Genomic DNA, 21,861 nt, shown 5'->3' with positions numbered 1-21,861 from the left:
AATAACCTTTTTTTATGGTTTGAATTTAAAAGAATCAACTAAATCTTTAACTTTACAAAAAACCAATATTATGTTATCAAAATCTATAGAAGACGCATTAAATAATCAAATACGAGTAGAGGCAGAATCTTCTCAAATATATTTAGCCATGGCATGTTGGGCAGAGGTTAAAGGTTTAGAAGGGGTTTCAAACTTTATGTACGCGCAAAGCGATGAAGAACGTGAGCATATGTTGAAGCTTGTTAAGTTTGTAAACGAGAGAGGAGGACATGCAAAAATTTCAGAATTAAAAGCACCAAATGTAACTTTCAAATCATTTAAAGAAATGTTTGAAAAGCTTTTTGATCATGAGGTATTTGTATCTCAGAGTATTAATGAGTTGGTACATATATCTCTTCAGGAAAAAGATTATGCAACACACAATTTTTTACAATGGTATGTTGCTGAACAAATAGAAGAAGAGGCTGTAGCACGTACCATTTTAGATAAAATAAATATGATTGGAGACGATAAAGGTGGCTTATACTTATTCGACAGAGATATTGAAAATTTAACAGTAACTACAGCAGCAATTAATACTCCAGAATAATTTTAACAATTAAGCTTATTTAGATTTAATAAAAATAACTTATTTTTGCCTGAAGATTGAAATTCTCATTTTCTGTGGGCAAAAAAAAGAAACAAAAAAAGGCAATTAAGAAATTACGAAAGTTGGGTCTAGACTTTCCTGAAAAAGTAAAAAGTAGTTGCTGTAAAAAGTTTAAAAAAGGCGAAAATAAACGCTGTAAAAAATGCCCTTGCTTCGATTTGATTAAGAAGGTGGCCTAAAAACAATATTTAAAAGAGTGTTTATATATAACGCGTAATACCATTCTAGTATTGCGCGTTTTTTGGTAAATAACTTTAAATTTGTACAACTACAGATTATTTTACTTAATTGACTTTTAAAATGAATAATAAAATAAAAACAGGAGTTTTATCTTTTGGAATGTCTGGAAGTTTGTTTCACTGTCCTTTTTTAGAATTACATAACGGTTTTGAATTAACCGCTATTGTTGAAAGGAGTAAAAAGAAAGCGCAGCAGGAATATGCAAACATTAAGAGTTATGATAGCGTTGATGAATTACTTAACGATGCGATTATTGAATTAGTGATTATAAATACGCCAAGTGCAACACATTTCGATTTTGCTTTAAAAGCAATCCAATTAAATAAACACATCCTCGTAGAAAAGCCATTTACTGTTACATCAGCAGAAGCCAAAATACTTTACCAAGAAGCTAAAAAAAACAATTGTTTCATAATGCCTTTTCAAAATAGACGTTATGATAGTGATTTTCTATCCGTTAAAAGTGTTGTAGAATCTGGTAAGTTAGGCGATTTAGTAGAAGTTCATTTTCGCTACGACAGATATAAGCCTGATATGAATCAAACCCCAAGTAAAGAATTGCCTATTCCTGGCAATGGCGTTTTATATAATTTAATACCACATACCTTAGATGCTGCGATAGAATTATTTGGAATTCCAGAATCGTGGAACAAGACACTTCATGGAAATCGTGCCGAAACACAAATTGATGATTATGCACATATACATTTAAAATATTCAAACGGTTTGCAAGTGTTTCTTACGGCAAATCTTTTAGTTGCCGATGCACTTCCTGCCTTTGTTTTGCATGGTGCAAAAGGGTCGTACATGAAGGAACGCACCGATGTTCAGGAAACGCAATTAAATGCAGGGATAAAACCTAATAATCCATTATTTGGTATTGAACCGCCTGGTAAAGAAGGGGTTTTAACTATTATTAAAGATGGTGTTAAAACTCAGGAGAAAATAGGACTTATTAAAGCATCATATTTAAATGTTTTTGAAGCCGTTTATCAAACCATTCGGAATAATGTGCCTTATCCTGTAACTGAAGCACAGGTTGTTAAACAAATTGAAATTTTAGAAGATTAATAAAACAAGGTTTTTTAAATTAGATGATAAAATTTATTACCTCCCAAACGCAACTTCCAGAGCAATCTGTAAAAAACACCATAGCATTACTTAATGAAGATTGTACCATTCCTTTTATTTCGCGGTATAGAAAAGAGCGTACAGGGAATTTAGACGAGGTGCAAATAGGTGACATTGTAAAGTTTAAAGAACAGTTTGAAGCTTTAGAAAAACGTAAAAAAGCTATTTTAAAAGCTTTAGAAGAACAGGATGTTTTAACCTCAGAATTAAAGCAAAAAATTGAAGCAACTCAAGATTTAGTAACGCTCGAAGATGTTTACTTACCATTTAAAAAGAGTCGAAAAACAAAAGCTGAAAAAGCAAGACAAAACGGATTGGAGTCTTTGGCTAAAATCATCATGTCTCAAAATACAAACGATTTAGAATCTATTGCGTTTAAATATGTAAAAGGAGACGTGCTTTCTGTTGAAGATGCTTTAGAAGGCGGAAGACATATTATTGCAGAATGGATAAACGAACGTACCGATATTCGAAATAATATCCGAAGGCAGTTGGAACGTTTTGCAATGATTTCTACAAAAGTGATAAAAACAAAAGCTGAAGAGGAGAACGCACAAAAATTTAGAGATTATTTTGATTGGGAAGAAAACCTAAGCAGAATACCATCACACCGTTTGTTAGCTATTTTAAGAGCTGAAAAAGAAGGGTTTATTCGTGTAAAAATTGAAATTGATAACGATAGAGCGCTAGATAATATTGAAAGACGCATCATAAAAAGTAATAACGCTTGCGCGGAACAAATTGAAATTGCTACTAAAGATGCTTACAAACGCTTATTACTGCCATCATTAAGCAATGAAGCATTGCAACTAGCAAAAGATAAAGCTGATGAATCTGCCATAAGTGTATTCGCTAAAAACTTAAAGCAATTATTATTAGGTTCGCCTTTGGGTGAAAAACGCGTTTTAGCTATCGACCCCGGATTTAGAACAGGTTGTAAAGTAGTGTGTTTAGATGCACAAGGGCAATTAAAATATAACGAAACCATTTATCCGCATCCACCAAAAAGCGATGCTGTTGGTGCAATGAAAAAGATAAGTGCGCTTTGTGAGGCGCATAAAATTGAAGCTATCGCTATTGGAAACGGTACAGCATCCAGAGAAACCGAAGCTTTAATTAGAAAAGTACATTTTAAAAATGATGTGCAGGTTTTTGTAGTAAGTGAGGCTGGCGCTAGTATCTATTCAGCGTCAAAAATAGCTAGAGAAGAATTTCCAGATTATGATGTTACAGTTCGTGGCTCGGTATCTATTGGTCGCCGATTACAAGATCCGCTGGCTGAACTCGTAAAAATTGATGCTAAGTCTATAGGCGTTGGACAATATCAGCATGATGTAGACCAAATTAAACTTCAAAAACAATTGGATATTGTGGTTGAAAATTGCGTAAATGCCGTTGGTGTAAATATTAACACCGCAAGTAAACCGTTGTTAAGTTCAGTTTCTGGAATTGGACCAAAACTAGCTGAGAATATTTTAAATTATAGAAACGAAAATGGTGTTTTTAAATCTAGAAACGATATTAAAAACGTACCGCGTTTAGGTGGAAAGGCTTTTGAACAAGGTGCTGCTTTTTTAAGGATTAAAGACGCTAAAAATCCACTAGATGATTCTGCGGTTCACCCAGAAAGTTACTCGATTGTTACTAAAATGGCAAAAGACTTAGGGAAATCGGTTGAAGATCTAATTGGAAATAAAGGCCTAATTCAAAAATTAAACTTGAAAACGTATTGTACAGATGCAGTTGGTTTATTAACCCTAGAAGACATTATTAAAGAATTAGAAAAACCGGGTTTAGATATTCGTGAGCAAGCCAAAGTATTTACATTCAATCAAAACATAAAAACGATTAATGATTTACGCGAAGGTCAATTACTTCCGGGTATAGTAAATAACATTACCAATTTTGGTTGTTTTGTAGATGTTGGGATTAAAGAAAGCGGATTAATTCATGTTTCAAACCTGTCTGATAGTTTTGTGAAAGATGTTAATGAACATGTGCATTTACATCAGCAAATTATAGTAAAAGTGTTGGAGGTTGATGTTCCGCGAAAGCGTATTCAGTTAAAATTGCATAAATAAAAATGCTAAAAATAGCTTATCACAATATTTACAAACATCCACTTCCTGAAGGTCATCGGTTTCCAATGATTAAATATGAATTGTTACCAGAGCAATTGATTTATGAGGGGACATGTACTTCAAATAATTTTTTTGAACCTCATATTCCTGAGGATGCTCATATTTTAAGAGTGCATACAGAAGGGTATTATCAAGATTTGCAACATTTAACTTTAAATGCAAGGGCAGCTAGAAAAATAGGTTTTCCATTAAGTGAAGTATTAGTAAAGCGCGAAGTAATAATCGCAGATGGTACAATTAAAGCAACAGAATTTGCTTTGAAATATGGTATTGCAATGAATATTGCTGGAGGCACACACCATGCATATTCTAATAGAGGAGAAGCTTTTTGTTTACTTAACGACCAAGCCATTGGCGCACGTTATTTACTAGACAAGGGTTTAGTAAAAAAAGTATTAATTGTAGATTTAGATGTCCATCAAGGTAACGGAACTGCCGAAATATTTCAAAATGATACATCGGTATTTACTTTTTCGATGCATGGAAAAGGGAACTACCCTTTTAAAAAGGAGCAAAGTGATTTAGATATTGCTTTAGAAAATGACACAGATGATGAAACCTATTTATCTATTTTAAAGGACATTTTACCAAAATTAATAAATGATGAAAAACCAGATTTCATCTATTATTTATCTGGTGTAGATGTTGTGGCTTCAGATAAATTAGGGAAATTAGGGTTGACTTTGGAGGGGTGCAAGGAGCGTGATCGATTTGTTTTACAAACTTGTAAAAACAATAAAACACCAGTAATGTGCTCCATGGGTGGCGGTTATTCTCCAGATATTAAAATTATTATTGAAGCGCATGCCAATACGTTTAGGCTGGCACAGGAGATTTTCTTTTAGCATATCTATTAATTAACTAAGAAGTATCTTTGCAGAAAATATAGTTTGCACATTCCCTAAATGAAAAAGCTAAAGCAACTTATAAACGGTATCATAGTATATCGTTTACCAATTATTATCTTACTTTTTGTTTTTATGTGTTTTTCTGCACAACAAACGATTAAAAACTTAACAGTTGACAACTCTTTATCTATTTGGTTTTTAGAAGATGACCCCAGTTACAAAGCATATATAGATTTTCAAGAAGAAATAGGTTCTGATGAAATCTTTGTTGCCATGTTTCCTGTTGAAAACGCTATTGGCTTAAAAGAAAAGGAGCATTTACTAGAATTGCATCAATCTATTGAGGCACTTCCCTTTGTAAAAACTACATTTAGTTTAGCAAAAGCACAATATCCTATTTATGCCAATAACAAAATAAATTTTGACGATTTATATAATACAAAACGAAGTGAAAAAGGCTTAAAAAATGTATTATCTAAACTACCTAATATAGCATCGCAATTAGTTACTAAAGATTTTAAAAATCAATTTTTTTACATTCAACTAAACCCAACGCCAACCATTGAAGCCCAACGTAAAATTATAGCTGGAGAAATCAGGCAAATTATAACCGAAAAATACCCTAACTACTACCTAACGGGGCCGCCAGTATTAAATGAAGCATATAGCTTAGGTATCTATAAAGAGAGCATGTTATTTGGGGTTTTAACCGTTTTGGTAATTACACTTTTATTAATGTTTTTATTACCAAGTAAAAGGTATTTATTAGTCTCGTTACTATCTGTTGCTATACCATTAACACTCTTGTTTGGGATCATCACATCATTTGGTTTTGCTTTAAATATGATATCAATGCTTATTCCAACCATTCTAATGGTTTACAGTGTAAGTGATGCAGTTCATATTATTAATATTTATCACAAAGAAGGACTTAAAAACAAAAATTTTGATAAAATTGAGCTAATTACACTAGCGATTAGAAAAAGCTTTACACCTTGTTTTTATACCACCCTTACAACCTTTGTTGGGTATTTTGCATTATACTTATCACCATTACCAGCATTTAAAAACATGGGAGTATTTACGTGTATTGGTCTTGTTTTAACTTTTTTACTGGTATATATAATTACCATTATTGGGTTTAGTTTTATGACGCTTAATTTTAAAGAAACAAAACCTGTTTTAAGACTAAGCTTTATAAGTCAAACCAAAGTAATCCATTGGTTAAACAGATTTACAACACAATATAAAACTAGAATTATACTAGGGTTCTCTATTATTTTGATATATGGTATTTACTCTATTTTTCAAGTGAAGATTGACACCAATTCTTTGGATCTTTTAGCAGAAGGGCAAGCAAAACAAGATTTAAGAATGGTAGAAAGTAAGTTAAATGGAAGCTCTAGAATCCAACTAGATATTTCAATGTTAAATGGCGATAAGATATTACACAAAGAAGCGATAGGTTATTTGGAAGAATTTCAAGTTAAATTAGAACAAAACTCACTAATTGCAGCTCCTGTATCTGTAGTAGATGTTAAGTCTTTTTTGGAGAGTCGTACACCCGTGTTGTTTCAAACAAATATTTCAAAAGAAAAAATTGAAAATACGTTAGCTCCCATAGATGCTAAAGAAAACAGTTTTTTTAAATTATTTTCAAATGATTTTACTTCAGCAGGTATTACTATTAGCTTTAAGGAAATGAATACGTCTCAACTAGAGCAGCTGTTGTTTGAAATAGAACATGATTTTAAAAACACCTTTCCTACAGAAAAATACAAACTAAAAATTAATGGTTTTGCAGTAGTTTTTGCGCAGTTAAATAATTTTATATTGGAAACGCAATTCAAATCATTTTTTGTGGCATTTATCGTTGGATTTTTATGTTTATGGGTATTTATTCGAAACATAAGAACGACCCTCTTAGTACTAATTCCAAATGTTTTGCCACTTGTAGTACTCGCTATTATAATGAGTTGGTTAGATATCACTTTGGATGTTACAACTGCTATGATTACACCAATAATGCTGGGTATAGCCATGGACGACACTATTCATTTGGTTTATAAATACAAGAGAACCAAACAAGTAAAAGGCTCTCCAGAAGCACGAATGAATAGTGCTATGATGTACACTGGCACAGCCCTATTTTCAACTACAATTGCATTAGTTGGCGGATTTTTAATTATCAGTTCTAGTGCGGTGCCTTCAGTGAGTCATTTTGGGTTACTTTGTGCAGTAACGGTATCTATAGCTTTGATTACCGATATTTTTTATTTGCCAGCGTTATTAAAAACTTTTGACAGGTAACATAATTTATTATCTTGGGTTAAAAGTAGAGAATTGATGATTTTGAAAAAATATTTATATCTTATAATTGCTATTGCATGCTTATCCTGTAAGGACAATTTGCCATTACCTTTTGATGATGGTAAGGATGTCATGTTTACCAATATTCCTTCGAGTCATTCTAATATCAATTTTCAAAATAAGATTAAAGAAACGCCAGATTTTAACTTTTTAAACTACTCTTATATTTATAACGGTGGTGGTGTTGCTGTTGGAGATATCAATAATGATGGATTAGAGGATATTTACTTCACGTCCAATCAAAATTCGAATAAATTATATCTGAATAAAGGCAATTTTGTGTTTGAAGATATTACGGAATCTGCTGGAGTAAAAGACGATAATGGTTGGTCTACAGGAGTCACTATGGTAGATATTAATAATGATGGTTGGTTAGATATTTACGTTTGCAAATCAGCTTCCATAAAAGATAGAAGGTTAAGGCAAAACAAGCTTTATATCAATCAAAAAAACAATAAATTTAAAGAGCAAGCTCTAGAGTATGGTTTAAAAGAATATGGGTTTTCTACGCAAGCCTATTTTTTTGACTACGATAAAGATGGCGATTTAGATATGTATTTGGTAAATCATAGTTTAGAAACCAAATTGCAAACATTACTAAACCCTAGTTTACAAACCCGAATTACTAAAGATGATTTAGATAAATTATTTAGAAATGATAATGGAAAATTCGTTGATGTATCTAAAGAAGCTGGCATACAAAAGAAAGCTTGGGGCTTAAGTGCATCTATTGGTGATTTTAATAATGATAATTGGCCAGATATTTACATAGCCAACGATTTTTTAGAACCTGATTTTCTATGGATAAACAATAAAGATGGCACATTTAAAGATGAGGTGTTAACTAGATTTAAACACATTTCAAACAACAGTATGGGTTCTGATTTTGCTGATATTAACAATGATTTAAAACCCGATTTGGTGGTTTTAGATATGTCTGCAGCCGATAGAAAACGCGGAAAAGAAAACATGGCCTCTATGGATATTGCCAAATTTAACCGCATGGTCAATAGAGGGTGGCATCATCAATACATGTCCAACATGTTACAGTTAAATATGGGCAATGGCACGTATAGTGAAATTGGGCAGTTTTCGGGCATTGCTAAAACCGACTGGAGTTGGGCACCTTTGGTGGCCGATTTTAATAATGATGGCTATAACGATGTGTTTGTAACCAATGGTATTGAAAGAGATATTGCTAATCAGGATTTTAGGCAGCAAATGCAACAAAAATTATCTACTTATGACAAAGAGAAAAATTTAGAAACCGCATTACAACTGATTCCTTCGGCAAAACTAGAAAATTACATGTTTCTAAATAACAAAGATGCTACTTTTAAAGACATGTCTTTAGCCTTTGGATTTGATGCTAAAGTGAACTCCAACGGTGCTGCTTATGCAGATTTTGATAATGATGGCGATTTAGATTTGGTATTGAATAATCAATCTGATGAAGCTTCGATATACCGAAATAACAGTACATCAAACTATTTGAAGGTAAGTATAGAAGGCTCTAAAACTAACAGAAATGCAATAGGAGCAAAAGTATTAGTATTTGCCAATAGTATGCAGCAGGTAAAAGGCATGTATGTAACTAGAGGCTATCAATCTTCGGTTACTAATAATTTGATTTTTGGTTTGGGTGAGCTAAAGACTGTAGATAGTTTAAAAGTGATTTGGAATGATGGCAAAGAAAAAACGTTGACCAATATTAAGGCGAATCAAAATATAAAGATCTCATATAATGATGCTAAAAACATTCATAAGATTGAGAAAGAAAATGAATCAATTTTTGAAACTGTTTTAGCTTCAAACTTAGGTATAGACTATAAGCATAAGTCAGTTAATTTTAATGACTACAATCTTCAAGTCTTATTACCACAAAAACAATCTACCATTGATGCAGCTTTAACAGTTGCTGATGTAAATAATGATGGTTTAGAGGATTTGTTTCTAGGCAATACAGCAGGTTTTTCTTCTGAAGTATATTTTCAAAATACCAAAGGAGAATTTACATTATCTAATCAACCAATTTTCGAAAAAGATAAAGCTTACAACGATAATAATGCTTTGTTTTTTGATGCGGATAATGATGGTGATGTAGACGTCTATGTAGCCTCTGGAAATTATAGTTTGCCCGAAAAGGACAAGCTGCTACAAGACCGCTTATATATCAATAATGGAAAGGGTGAATTTTCTAAAGGAAGATTGCCAAACATGTTAAACGTGACTAAAGCGATTACCGCAGATGATTTTGATGGTGATGGCGATATAGATTTGTTTGTTGGCGGACGTGTGGTTCCTGGAAAATACCCTAAAGCAACAGAATCATATTTGCTTGAAAATAGAAATGGCACGTTTACAAGCGCAACAACTAAGCGAGCAAAAGCATTAAATAATTTGGGCTTGGTAAATGACGCGGTGTTTTCAGATTATGATGGTGATGGCGATTCTGATTTAATTGTGGTGGGCGAATGGATGCCAGTAACGTTTTTCAATAACCATAACGGTATTTTTAAAAAAGTAGAATTACCCAGCGATTCTAAAACTGGCTGGTTTCAAACGATTAAAGCGATTGACTTTGATAACGATGGTGACGAAGACTACTTTGTTGGCAACATGGGCGAAAACAATAAATTTCATCCTACGGAGTCAAAACCATTACATGTTTATGCTAATTATTTTGATGATAATGATAGTTATGATATAGCGTTGAGTAAATCTTATGATGGTGATTTATTTCCGCTTCGAGGGAAAGAATGTTCCACCCAACAAACCCCATTTTTAAAGGATAAAATCGGGACTTATAAAGATTTTGCTAACGCTACAATTATTGATGTTTACGGAAAGAAAAATATTGATACTGCATTACACTTAAAAGCTACAACGTTTAGTTCTTTTTATATTGAAAATGAAGGTGACGGTAACTTTCAATTCCACCGCTTACCCCATAGAGCACAATTTGGACCAACCTTAGATTTTGAATTTTTAGATGTAAATAAAGATGAAAAGCCAGAAGTTATTGGCGTAGGAGTTATTTATGATGCTGAGGTGGAAACTATCCGTTATGATGCTTCTCAAGGTTATATTCTTAAGTCAGGTAGTAATTCTGAATTCAAAAGTTTAGAACAGACAATTTCTAATAATGAAACTAAGGCTATAGAACAGATTCGGATAAATGATAAATTACATTTAGTGTTGTTCAATGCCGATAGTCAACTGCAATTTTTAAAATTGGAATAATAAACGCCTGTTTCATTCATAAATGCATCCCCCTTTTTATTCAAATTCAATGGTGAACCATTAAAATCTGTTGCAGGTAACCCAAGTTCATTATAGATACAAGCAGTGGCAGCATAATCCCAAATACTACCGCCTCCTTTTTCTTTTTTAGGAAGTTTCAAAAAACATGCGGGTCTATTTTCTAAAGCTAAAATAGCACACATTACTGCACCTGATCCCGATATTTCTTTAATGTCCTTTAATCTTAAATTAGTTTTATGCGTGTTAAGTATGTCTTGTATTTTGCTAAACTTAGGCGTATCTTTTAATGTTTTATCGGTCATATAAGTGAGATAGTTATTAGTATTTTTAATTGTCCAAAGTGTTCTGTTTTTATATACTCTGCTTCCTTTTATGGCGTGGTATAACGTTTCGGTACTAGGATTAAAAACAACGCCTATTACAGGTATGCCATCTTTTCTAATTAAAGCAATAGAAACCGAAAACCCAGGTTGTTTATTAATAAATGCTAGTGTTCCATCTAAAGGGTCTATACACCAAAAGAAATCTTTTTCAAATCTACTACCATCATCTTTGGTTTCTTCAGATAGTAAACCAATATCAAACGCTTCACAAGTGGGTTGCAAATACGACAAAATAATATGTTCACATTCACGGTCTACTTTTGTGACGACTTGAGAGGCGTAGGTAGAACCGCCTTCTTTTTGCTCCACAACAATATCATCATTTATATATTTCTTGATGATTTTTCCAGCAGAAAGTGCAGATTCAATGGCTATATTTGCTAAATGTTGTAAGTCCATTAGTATAGGTTTTTGATAACTTCAGAAGTGATGCGTTCACTATAACTATTAATTTTCCAATGGCTAGGGCTCCAACCTTTTAAAAACCGATGAAAATCTGCCCAAGCCACACGGTATAATGATCGCCATTCGTTTTCTAAGGCTTCATTTTTTTTACCAAGTACATTATCTAAATGCATAAAGTAAGTATTTAGTATTTTAGATTCTAAACGTTCGCAATCACTTTCATTAAGGCAACTGCCTATAAAATAGGCAACATCTTTCATGCCGCAACCGCCACCAACATATTGAAAATCTACGCCTGCAACCTCACCGTTTTTAGAAAAACAAAAGTTGGCCAATTTAGCATCGCCATGCACAAAGGTTTTAAAGTTACAGTTGTTCAATTTTTTGTCAATTGCTGTAGCGGCGTTTTTTAGTGCTATATCGTCTAGAACTTCTAGTTCTTGAGGTCTGGTTTCTAAATGCCAATAGGTGCCAACGTCCCAAAGTCCGTTAGGTGTTTTTCCCAAATAATTCGCATGAAATTGAGCCAACCATTCTAAACACCTGTCGATATCTTCCCATTCCACGTTTTGTTTTCGTAATGGAAAACCTGCCGCATCTAAATCTTCGAGAATGATAAGGGTCTCGTCTTGGTAGTTTTCAATACCAAAACACTTTGGCAAACGCGCCTTACTATGTTTACTATAGGTTTGATACCACTTAGTTTCTACCTCATAAGATTTCAATTTTCTTTGATGACCAATATCTGTATGCCAACCTCTTGGGTGATTTTGGCTTTTGGGCAACTGCACGTGTTTTACCACAACACTTTCTAAAGAGGCGTTTTCTAATCCAACACGAATAATTTTACCATAGCCACTCCATAATTCTTGAATGACTTCTTTTTCAATTAAAGAAGATGCTCCTGTTTTTTGTAAAATAATGGTTTTAAAATGGTTGTTCATAGGGTGTCAAAGGTAGGGAAATGTGGGTTTTTGTATGTATAGAATTAAAATAAAATCGGCAAACATGGTTTGCCGATTCTTTTCTACAATAAATTATTCAATCGATTTTTAAGCCAGTTATTATTTGCCTTTTCAACCTCCTTTTTTTCAGCAGGCTCTTTTAATCGATTTTTGTTATTCTGAACTTTTCGCTTTTTGCTTACACGTGTAATAACTTCATCCACGAAATAATCAAACTCGCTATTTAGTCCAAACATTTTAGTTTCTTTTAAAGCGCCTTCCGCTTTTTCAAATTCGGATAAGGCTTCATATAAATAACCTTGCGCTAGTTTAACACCAGCTTTATCTATACCTTTAATGGTCAAGGCAAAGTCAATTAACTTTTGTGCTTCGCTAAAATCATCATTGTTAATCAAAAACCTAATAAAGTCTGGATACACATCAGGATAATCTATGTTTACTGCTAAAACATTTTCATAATACCCTTTAGCAGCTTTATAATCTCCAAATTGTTCACTTTGTACTTTTGCAATTAAGTGTAATGCTTTTACATTATTAGGCTCGTAAGACAAAGCAAAATTTAATGCTTCAACAGCTTTGGCTAATTCGTAAGGGTAGGCTTCTATAGCTCTACATAAGTATAAATTAGTTTCCATTTTTTTAAATTAGTAATTATTGGATTTAAGACACAGAAAGGCCGTTGCCATTAAACCATTTAGATTTGATGTATTCTTAAATTCTAAAAAATCCCTTATTAAAGGTTTTGTTTGAATTTATTATTCCGAGAACAAGAGATACGGAATAAAAAAATCCGAAACAGTTTATTTGCTTCGGATTTTTTTCTGAGGAAAGTTAATCTACAGAAAACACCGAAGCCTCATGAGTGATTCAAGATCACTATATACACTCTGAAAGGGTATACTATGTTTTAACATGGCTTCTTGTTTTTAATTATTAAATTTTTTGTGCAGTAGTTATTTAAAACTGCGGTGCAAAGATGAAAACATTTTTTTAATAAACAAATAAAATATTAATTTAATTTACTTAAAATCAATTAGTTATATTAAAATTTAAGCAAAGTAATTCCTGTCCGCATTTTTGCAGATTATCAAGATTAATGGCAAAAGTCTGTCTACCAATTGCTTACTCTTCAATACCTAATATTTTAGTTTTTAAAATTTATATTCAAATTATTTTAATTTTTTTCATAAAAAAAACGTCCAACATGTTGGACGTTTTTAAATAGTATAGATTTTTTTGAATGTTTATCTATTCATATTCTTTATTTGGTCCACAAAATCATCTAAATCAGCACCATTACCAACCAGAGTTAATGCTTTATCAATAATGTATTTTACGTTTTCTGCATGAAACCCAAGTCCTACAGCAATCTTTTTCAAAAGCGACATTTCAGCATCTCCAGTAATGGTATCCACATGAATCATACGCACTAAATCGTATAAACGCTCCAATCGAATATCATAAGATACTGGTGGATTTATTGGGTGCGAATTATAATCTTTCAAAATAGATTTATAATCTTCCTCATTTATATCTAATCTTTGTGCTAAACGATCCAAAAATTGTTTTTCATCATCGGTAATAACACCATCAGCCATAGCTACACGAACAATCGATGCAAAATGACTCTCATTACGCTTTTTAAAACCACTATCAAATAAATCTGAAAACGACATATATACTTCTTTTTTAGTGCTGCAAACCTACATATTTTTTTTAATATTTTTATCCGAAAATTTAATTTTTTGGGCGTTACCACAAGGGTCGGGCTTTTCGTTCCAAGTCCTCGCACCTCTCCCGATAGCTATCGGGATCGGGCTGTGGGCTATCCACTACAATCCCTAACGCGTATGCAGTACTTCAATTAATAATTACGAATTCGAATCAAAACATTATCAAAAATAATCCGAAACCGTATATTTGCACCTCAAAACAAAATTAGGTGAGTAAATCTGCAATCTCTCAAACCTATTTACAGGCTTTGCAAACGCAAAATCTGCAAAACACTATTGCCCAAACCGGAACAAAAACACATGTAAAAGGCCTTGTAGGGTCCGCATTTTCTTTTGTAATATCAAGTCTCTTTAAAACAGCCGAAAAGCCGTTTTTATTAGTGTTTAACGATAAAGAAGAAGCTGCACATTACCTTAACGATTTAGAACAATTACTCAGCGAAAAAGATGTGTTGTTCTACCCAGGAAGCTACCGCAGACCTTATGATATTGAAGAAACCGATAACGCCAATGTGCTATTGCGTGCCGAGGTATTAAACCGTATAAACTCACAAAAAAAACCAGCTATAATTGTTACCTACCCAGATGCGCTTTTTGAGCAAGTAGTCACTAGAAAAGAGTTGGAACGCCATACGCTTAAAGTTGGAGTCAATGATAGCTTGTCTATTGATTTTGTAAACGAAATGCTATTCGAATACAAATTCAAACGTGTCGATTTTGTAACCGAACCAGGAGAGTTTTCAGTGCGAGGTGGTATTGTAGATGTATTTTCATTTTCGCATGATGAACCCTATAGAATTGAGTTTTTTGGAGATGAGGTAGACAGCATCAGAACCTTTGATGTAGAAACGCAGCTATCTATAGAACAGATTAAAAAAATCAACATCATCCCTAATGTTGCCAATAAATTAGTTGAAGAAAAACGACAAAGTTTTCTAAAATATATTGCTCAAAAAACAGTAGTTGGTTTAAAAAATGCCGATTTACTCTTTTCAAGAATAGACGATTTTTACTCTAAAGCTGAAGACGCTTTTAAAGCACTTTCAGAAGACATTAAACATACCGAACCACACGAATTATTTTGCAATTCAGCATTATTAAAAAAGCAATTACTAGATTTTTCTATTATTGAGTTTGGGAGTTCAACTGTCATGTCGAGTGCAGTCGAGACATCCCAAAATATTGAATTTAACACCACACCACAACCCGCATTCAATAAACAATTCAATTTATTAATTGAAGATTTAAACACCAATCAAGAAAACGGATACACCAATTACATCGCCTGTGTAAGCGAGCAACAAGCCAAACGTTTTCATGATATTTTTGATGATGCCAAATTGGATGTTAAAGACTATCAAACCGTAATGCTTTCGCTTCATCAAGGGTTTGTAGACCATGATAATAAAATAGTGTGCTACACCGATCATCAAATTTTTGAACGTTATCATAAATTTCACCTTAAAAATGGTTACGCTAAAAAGCAAGCCATCACATTAAAAGAACTTACAAATCTTGACATTGGCGATTATGTAACCCATATCGATCATGGAATTGGTCGTTTCGGCGGACTTCAAAAAATAGATGTAGAAGGCAAAAAGCAAGAAGCAATAAAACTGATTTATGGCGAGCGTGATGTCTTGTATTTAAGTATTCATTCGCTTCATAAAATCACCAAGTTTAATGGTAAAGATGGCAAACCTCCCAAGATTTACAAATTGGGTAGTAACGCTTGGAAAACTCTAAAACAAAAAACAAAAGCACGTGTAAAACATGTGGCATTCAACCTCATAAAACTCTACGCAAAACGTAAAACCGAAAAAGGCTATCAGTACAACCCTGATAGTTATATGCAACACGAGTTGGAAGCTTCTTTTATCTACGAAGACACTCCTGACCAAAGTACAGCAACCGCCGATATTAAAGCCGATATGGAAAGCGAGCGACCAATGGACAGACTTGTTTGTGGCGATGTTGGTTTTGGTAAAACCGAAGTAGCTATTCGTGCTGCTTTTAAAGCTGTTGATAATGGCAAACAAGTGGCAGTTTTGGTACCAACTACCATTTTAGCATATCAACATTCCAGAACATTTAAAGCGCGTTTAAAAGATTTTCCTGTCACTGTAGATTATGTTAATCGATTTAGAACCGCGAAAGAAAAGCGCGAAACTTTAGAAGGTTTAGAAGCAGGAAAAGTAGATATCATCATAGGGACACATCAACTCGTAAACAAAAATGTAAAATTCAAAGATTTAGGGCTACTTATTGTTGATGAAGAGCAAAAATTTGGCGTAGCAGTAAAAGAAAAGTTAAAAACGTTGAAGGATAATGTAGATGTATTGACTTTAACGGCTACTCCAATTCCAAGAACACTTCAGTTTAGTTTAATGGCGGCGAGAGATTTATCAGTCATTACAACACCACCACCAAACCGCTATCCAATCGAAAGCCATGTTATTCGTTTTAATGAAGAAACCATTCGCGATGCAGTAAGTTACGAGATTCAACGTGGCGGACAAATTTTCTTCATTCATAACCGAATTGAAAATATTAAGGAGGTAGCAGGCATGCTTCAACGTTTAGTACCTGATGCAAAAATAGGCATTGGGCATGGGCAAATGGATGGTAAAAAATTAGAGCAACTCATGCTTCAATTTATGGATGGTGCATTTGATGTTTTAGTAAGTACAACCATTGTAGAAAGCGGATTGGATGTACCTAACGCCAACACCATTTTTATCAATAATGCCAATAATTTTGGCTTGAGCGATTTACACCAAATGCGTGGTAGGGTAGGACGAAGCAATAAAAAAGCATTTTGTTATTTTATAACACCTGAGTATTCAGCAATGACAGATGATGCCAGAAAACGTATCACAGCTTTAGAGCAATTTACCGAACTTGGAAGTGGTTTTAACATCGCCATGAAAGACTTAGAAATCCGTGGAGCAGGGGATTTGTTGGGAGGCGAACAAAGTGGATTTATTAACGAAATAGGTTTTGATACCTACCAGAAAATTCTAAATGAAGCTATAGAAGAACTTAAAGAAAATGAATTTAAGGACTTGTATAATGAAGATGAAGCAGATAAAGTTTATGTAAAAGACGTGACGATTGATTCTGATTTTGAGCTTTTATTTCCAGATAATTACGTAAATAATATTGCTGAACGATTAAGTCTTTATACGCAACTTAATAACATAAAAACAGAAGAAGAATTAACTACCTTTGAGTCAGAATTAATCGACCGTTTTGGAGAAATCCCAAAACAAGTGACCGATTTATTAAATAGTGTCCAAATAAAGTGGTTAGCAACTAAAATTGGATTTGAAAAAATCATCATGAAGCAAGGTAAGCTGATTGGTTATTTTATAAACGATCAACAAAGTCGTTTTTATCAAAGCCCTAATTTCACTAAAGTCTTGCAATTTGTGCAAACACATCCAAAGGCTTGTAAGATGAAAGAAAAACAAACCCGAACAGGTTTGCGTTTAATGCTAACTTTTGAAAATATAAAAACAGTAAAACAAGCTTTGGAGGCTTTAAAACCTATTGTGGCTTGATTATTGATTTTTAAATGAAGAATACATAACACACATGAAACGATTACTTTTTTTAACACTTTTAGTTCCTAGTTTACTGCTTGGACAACATAAAATTAAAGGTGTCTTCTATCCAGCAAAAGATTACAATTTTGCATTACTTTATAAGGTGGGTCCAACCATATCAGACTATGTTACTAATGCAGAAATAGCTGAAGATGGGGCTTTTGAATTCAAGTTAGATTCTACAGCTACAAAAGGGATGTATCGTATTGTTTATGCAGTACCTCAAGAAGATTATAATTTTGATGTCATATATAATGGAAAAGAAGATATAGAATTGACATTCATGTCTGAAACTGGTGTTGATTTCAAAAAATCTAATCCTAATAAATTACTGACATCTTACACCAATAGCATGTCTATGGTTACCCAAAGTATTGGTAATTATTTTAGTCAAGAAAGTAAAGATACAATCGCTTTAAAAGCCATTTTTAAAACCCAAAGAGAAACCCAGTCTAGTTTTGAGAAAGCAGCAGAAGGCACTATGGCTCTTGATTTCATCAAAGCCAATAAGCCATACATTCCTGAACATATTGAAGACGTAAAAACATATATTAAAAACTTAGAAAAGCATTATTTTGATTTTGTAGATTTTAATAACCCTGTATTGCAAAGTTCCAATCTTTTAGAAGAAAAAATGCTTAATTATGTGTTTGGGATGTCTGCTAATTCTGAAGATGAATTTGATAATTATAAGAAAAATATTGATGTGGTTTTTAGTCACATGAAAACAGCACCTAAAGAAGTGCAACGTATTTTATTGTTCGATTTATGGCAACAAATGTCTGATTTAGGTCATGAATCTGTATCAAATTATATTGCTGAAAATTATCTCATGGACGTTGCTGTATCATTGAATGATCAAGAACTTTTACAAGCATTAATATTATATCAAAACCTTTCAAAAGGCGCAGTTGCACCAAATTTTGATATCGAAATAAAGGAAAAAGACAAACTTGTTACCAAAAAGTTAACCGATTTAAAAGGTGCCGAAAATTACATCATAGTATTTTGGAGTAGCACTTGCTCACATTGTTTAGATGAGGTTCCTCAACTTCAAACGTTTATAAAATCACTTGAAAAAGATAAAGTTAAAGTAGTCGCTATTGGTTTGGAAGATGAACCATATGGTTGGAAAAATTTAACCTATGATTATCCTGAATTTATTCATGTTTATGGCGAAGGAAAATGGGATAACGAAATTGGAGATGCTTATGGCGTTACATCTACACCAACATATTTTATTTTGGATACCGATAAAAAAATCGAATCAAAACCAGTAGATTTTGAAACCCTAATGAAATTTTTTGAAGTAGAGGAAACTGAAGATTAAATAGTATTTTTAGTTTTAATTGATGAGATCTTGAAACAAGTTCAGGATGAAACAGGAGTTTCAAAAATGATAAAAGGCATTTTCTAAATGCTCGATATTAAAACCTTTACCTTCTTTTACAATAGCGATAATATCAAAACGAACTTCAACATCTAAATCGTTTACAGTTACATATTCATCAACCGCTTTTACCAAACGTTGAATCTGTTTAGGTTTCACAAAATCTTGAGGATCTCCAAAATCAGCTGTAGATCGTGTTTTAACTTCAATGATGGCTAGAATATCTTTTTTCCGAGCAATGATATCAACTTCGGCTTTATCAAATCGGTAGTTGCGTTCAATAACTTCATAGTTATCTTTCAGAAGAAAATCTACTGCAAGTTGTTCACCTTTTTTACCGAGTTCGTTGTGTTGTGCCATTATTTACCCCCTAAACAAAAAGAAATCATCTTTCATGTCTTCAATTTGAGCATCTTCATTTGTGATAATATAATCAATAGCTTGAGATGTAAAATCTTCTCCTTTTTCAGTTAAAGACACAATATTTTTATCAAACTTAATCATATTATTTTTCAAGGCTAAATCTAATACTGTTTTAGAGCGTACTTTTTGCCAATTAATATGTTCGTTGAGATGGTTCACATGGCGTTCACGTTCTTCGGTATGGTTTTTTAAATGCAATAAGAAGGTTAATAATGATACTTCTGTGCGTTGTTGTTTTTCTCGATACATTACAGCTATAACCCCTTTGTTTGGAGCGAATAAATAAACGGCTAAAAACAATAGTCCTAACATGGTTGTTATAGAACCAGAAATAGAGGCATCTAACCAATGGGCTAACCAATAACCAGAAATAGCGCTAAAAACACCAAAGCAAATGGCATAAATAAGCATTCGTTTTAAATTGTTGGTAAGTAAATAAGCAGTTGCAGCAGGGGATATCATTAGCGCTACTACTAAAATGGCTCCTACAGCATCAAAAGCACCAACGGTTGTTATGGAGGATACACTCATTAATCCGTAATGAATAACGGCAGGAGAAAACCCTAGTGAAGCTGCTAATCCAGCATCAAAGGTGCTTATTTTTAATTCTTTAAAGAAGGCGAATAAGAGTCCGATAGTTATGATTAAAATACTCCCAATAATCCATAGTGATTTTGGACCGACATCAATTCCAGAAACAATTAATCTATCAAAAGGCGCAAAAGCCAATTCGCCTAACAAAACTGCGTCTACATCTAAGTGTACATCATTGGCGTTTTTGGCAATCATGATAACTCCAATACTAAAGAGAATGGGAAATACTAAGCCAATAGCAGTATCTTCTTTTACTAAGCCCGTTTTTTGAATATACTCTACCAAAACAACGGTGATTATACCCGTAAGTGCCGCAAGTAGAATTAATAAAGGCGAGTTTAAATCTTGAGTAATAAAAAATCCAACCACAATACCTGGTAAAATAGAATGACTTATGGCATCACTAATCATAGCCATTTTTCTGAGAACTAAAAATGTCCCAGGAATAGCACAGGCAATAGCTACCAAACTCGCAATTAATTGTATTTCAATTTGAGCGCTACTCATTATTGTCGTTTTGTTGGTTATATAAATTAGATGCTATTTTAAAACCTTCTTCGGTTAAGCTCCACATAGTGCCATCCAACTTCACATAGTTTTTTTGAACTAGTTTTTGAAGTGTAGCTTTAGTATAACCTTGGAAATTATTTAAGATTTTAATGGCATGTGGATGCGAAATATTTTCATGTGTTTCTGCAATGTTATACATAAAAGCCAATGTTTTATGCAACTTTAAATCGCGACGATTTTTTATGAATCTGATTTGTTTGAATAACAATCCTCGACTGGGAGAAAAGATAAAAGACACCAATACAAATACGCCAGCAACAATAACGATAACAGGGCCTGTTGAAAGATTGTTTTGACTAGCACTTACCGCAGTTCCGAAAACCCCAGAAAATGCGCCAAAAATGGCAGACAAGAATACCATAACACTTAAGCTGTTTGTCCATTGTCTTGCAGCTGCAGCAGGTGCTAATAACATAGCACTCATTAATACAACACCAACTGTTTGTAAACCTAAAACAATAGCTAAAACGATAAATGAAGTAATTAGAATGTCTATAAGCTTTGTGTTAAAACCTAATGTTTTGGTATAATCGGCATCAAACAAAAGGATTTTAAATTCTTTCCAAAAAAGAAGTAATACAAATAAGCAAATGCCTGTAACAATTGCCATCATCCAAACATCACTTTCAACCAAAGTGGCTGCTTGCCCAAATAAATACTTGTCTAATCCTGCTTGATTAGCGTTGGGTTGTTTTTGAATAAATGTGAGCAATAACATCCCAAAACCAAAAAATAGAGATAAGATCAAACCTAAAGCGGTATCTGATTTTAAGTGTGTTTTACTAATGATACCTCGAATCCAAAAGGTTCCTATCAGTCCGCTAATTAAAGCTCCTAATAGTAAAACATTACTGTCTTTTGCTCCTGTGATTAAGAATGCAATGGCTATTCCTGGTAATGCTGCGTGAGATATTGCATCGCCTAATAAACTTTGTTTTCGTAATACTGCAAAACTACCTAACATACCTGTAACTGCACCTAATATGGCAGTTCCTAAGGTTATGGTTCTTAGTGTATAGTCTGTGAAAACTAGTTTTATGTATTCTGTTATGTCCATAATTCCTGCGAAAGCAGGAATCTCTTCCTTTTTTCGCTTTATTTCTTATTCTATTTTTTACCAGTCGAGTAAGTACTGTAAACTGCGACT

General features: G+C 33.2%; 15 protein-coding genes. 8 read left to right on the top strand and 7 right to left on the bottom strand.

All coding sequences use genetic code 11. The features are described 5' to 3' along the window. The first annotated feature begins 70 nt into the window (after window positions 1–70). The 6 genes from DIS18_RS04325 (at window position 71) to DIS18_RS04300 (ending at window position 10,622) form a co-directional block, all read left to right on the top strand. Entirely contained in the window at window positions 71–589 is a 519-nt protein-coding gene (locus DIS18_RS04325; RefSeq protein ID WP_109352583.1) for a ferritin, read from the top strand. A gap of 360 nt (window positions 590–949) precedes the next feature. Continuing rightward, complete coding sequence (locus DIS18_RS04320; RefSeq protein WP_109351790.1) at window positions 950–1,960, top strand: Gfo/Idh/MocA family oxidoreductase; 1,011 nt, start codon at window positions 950–952, stop codon at window positions 1,958–1,960. A 23-nt stretch (window positions 1,961–1,983) separates the two neighbouring features. Continuing rightward, entirely contained in the window at window positions 1,984–4,101 is a 2,118-nt protein-coding gene (locus DIS18_RS04315) for a Tex family protein (RefSeq protein WP_109351789.1), read from the top strand. Window positions 4,102–4,103: 2 nt separating this feature from the next. Then, entirely contained in the window at window positions 4,104–5,006 is a 903-nt protein-coding gene (locus DIS18_RS04310; protein ID WP_109351788.1) for a histone deacetylase family protein, read from the top strand. Window positions 5,007–5,066: 60 nt separating this feature from the next. Beyond that, window positions 5,067–7,319: an efflux RND transporter permease subunit gene (locus DIS18_RS04305; protein WP_109351787.1), complete on the top strand. Its 2,253-nt coding sequence runs from the start codon at window positions 5,067–5,069 to the stop codon at window positions 7,317–7,319. A gap of 36 nt (window positions 7,320–7,355) precedes the next feature. Beyond that, window positions 7,356–10,622, top strand: coding sequence for a VCBS repeat-containing protein (locus DIS18_RS04300; protein WP_109351786.1), 3,267 nt, complete (start codon window positions 7,356–7,358; stop codon window positions 10,620–10,622). On the opposite strand, the gene DIS18_RS04295 is transcribed toward DIS18_RS04300, so the two are convergent. From DIS18_RS04295 to DIS18_RS04280, 4 genes are all read right to left on the bottom strand, one after another. After that, on the bottom strand, window positions 10,595–11,425 hold the full coding sequence (locus DIS18_RS04295; protein ID WP_109351785.1) for a 3'(2'),5'-bisphosphate nucleotidase CysQ family protein: 831 nt from the start codon (window positions 11,423–11,425) through the stop codon (window positions 10,595–10,597). The genes DIS18_RS04300 and DIS18_RS04295 overlap by 28 nt on opposite strands. Then, complete coding sequence (locus tag DIS18_RS04290; protein ID WP_109351784.1) at window positions 11,425–12,375, bottom strand: oxidoreductase family protein; 951 nt, start codon at window positions 12,373–12,375, stop codon at window positions 11,425–11,427. The genes DIS18_RS04295 and DIS18_RS04290 overlap by 1 nt, the downstream gene beginning before the upstream one ends. A gap of 83 nt (window positions 12,376–12,458) precedes the next feature. After that, window positions 12,459–13,031 (bottom strand): tetratricopeptide repeat protein, encoded by a 573-nt coding sequence (locus DIS18_RS04285; protein WP_109351783.1) that lies wholly within the window; start codon window positions 13,029–13,031, stop codon window positions 12,459–12,461. 609 nt (window positions 13,032–13,640) lie between these two features. Next, on the bottom strand, window positions 13,641–14,072 hold the full coding sequence (locus DIS18_RS04280) for a TerB family tellurite resistance protein (RefSeq protein WP_109351782.1): 432 nt from the start codon (window positions 14,070–14,072) through the stop codon (window positions 13,641–13,643). 266 nt (window positions 14,073–14,338) lie between these two features. Between DIS18_RS04280 and mfd the strand changes: the two genes are divergently transcribed. Beyond that, entirely contained in the window at window positions 14,339–17,692 is a 3,354-nt protein-coding gene (mfd, locus tag DIS18_RS04275) for a transcription-repair coupling factor (protein WP_109351781.1), read from the top strand. A gap of 34 nt (window positions 17,693–17,726) precedes the next feature. Next, window positions 17,727–19,067: a peroxiredoxin family protein gene (locus DIS18_RS04270; RefSeq protein WP_109351780.1), complete on the top strand. Its 1,341-nt coding sequence runs from the start codon at window positions 17,727–17,729 to the stop codon at window positions 19,065–19,067. 60 nt (window positions 19,068–19,127) lie between these two features. On the opposite strand, the gene DIS18_RS04265 is transcribed toward DIS18_RS04270, so the two are convergent. From DIS18_RS04265 to DIS18_RS04255, 3 genes are read right to left on the bottom strand one after another with little or no spacing between them, the layout of a single operon-like run. Continuing rightward, a complete protein-coding gene (locus DIS18_RS04265; RefSeq protein ID WP_109351779.1) occupies window positions 19,128–19,487 on the bottom strand; it encodes a YraN family protein in 360 nt (119 codons plus the stop codon). Between the two features lie 3 nt (window positions 19,488–19,490). Next, window positions 19,491–20,651, bottom strand: a complete 1,161-nt coding sequence (locus DIS18_RS04260; protein ID WP_109351778.1) for a metal ABC transporter permease — start codon at window positions 20,649–20,651, stop codon at window positions 19,491–19,493. Beyond that, window positions 20,644–21,771 (bottom strand): metal ABC transporter permease, encoded by a 1,128-nt coding sequence (locus tag DIS18_RS04255; protein ID WP_109351777.1) that lies wholly within the window; start codon window positions 21,769–21,771, stop codon window positions 20,644–20,646. Before DIS18_RS04255 ends, DIS18_RS04260 begins: the two co-directional genes overlap by 8 nt. Window positions 21,772–21,861: the final 90 nt, after the last annotated feature.

The organism is Algibacter marinivivus, from assembly GCF_003143755.1.
GTDB classification, from domain to species: domain Bacteria; phylum Bacteroidota; class Bacteroidia; order Flavobacteriales; family Flavobacteriaceae; genus Algibacter_B; species Algibacter_B marinivivus.
Note: the sequence above shows the minus strand (reverse complement) of the source record. Positions and strands in the feature narration are given on the sequence as shown.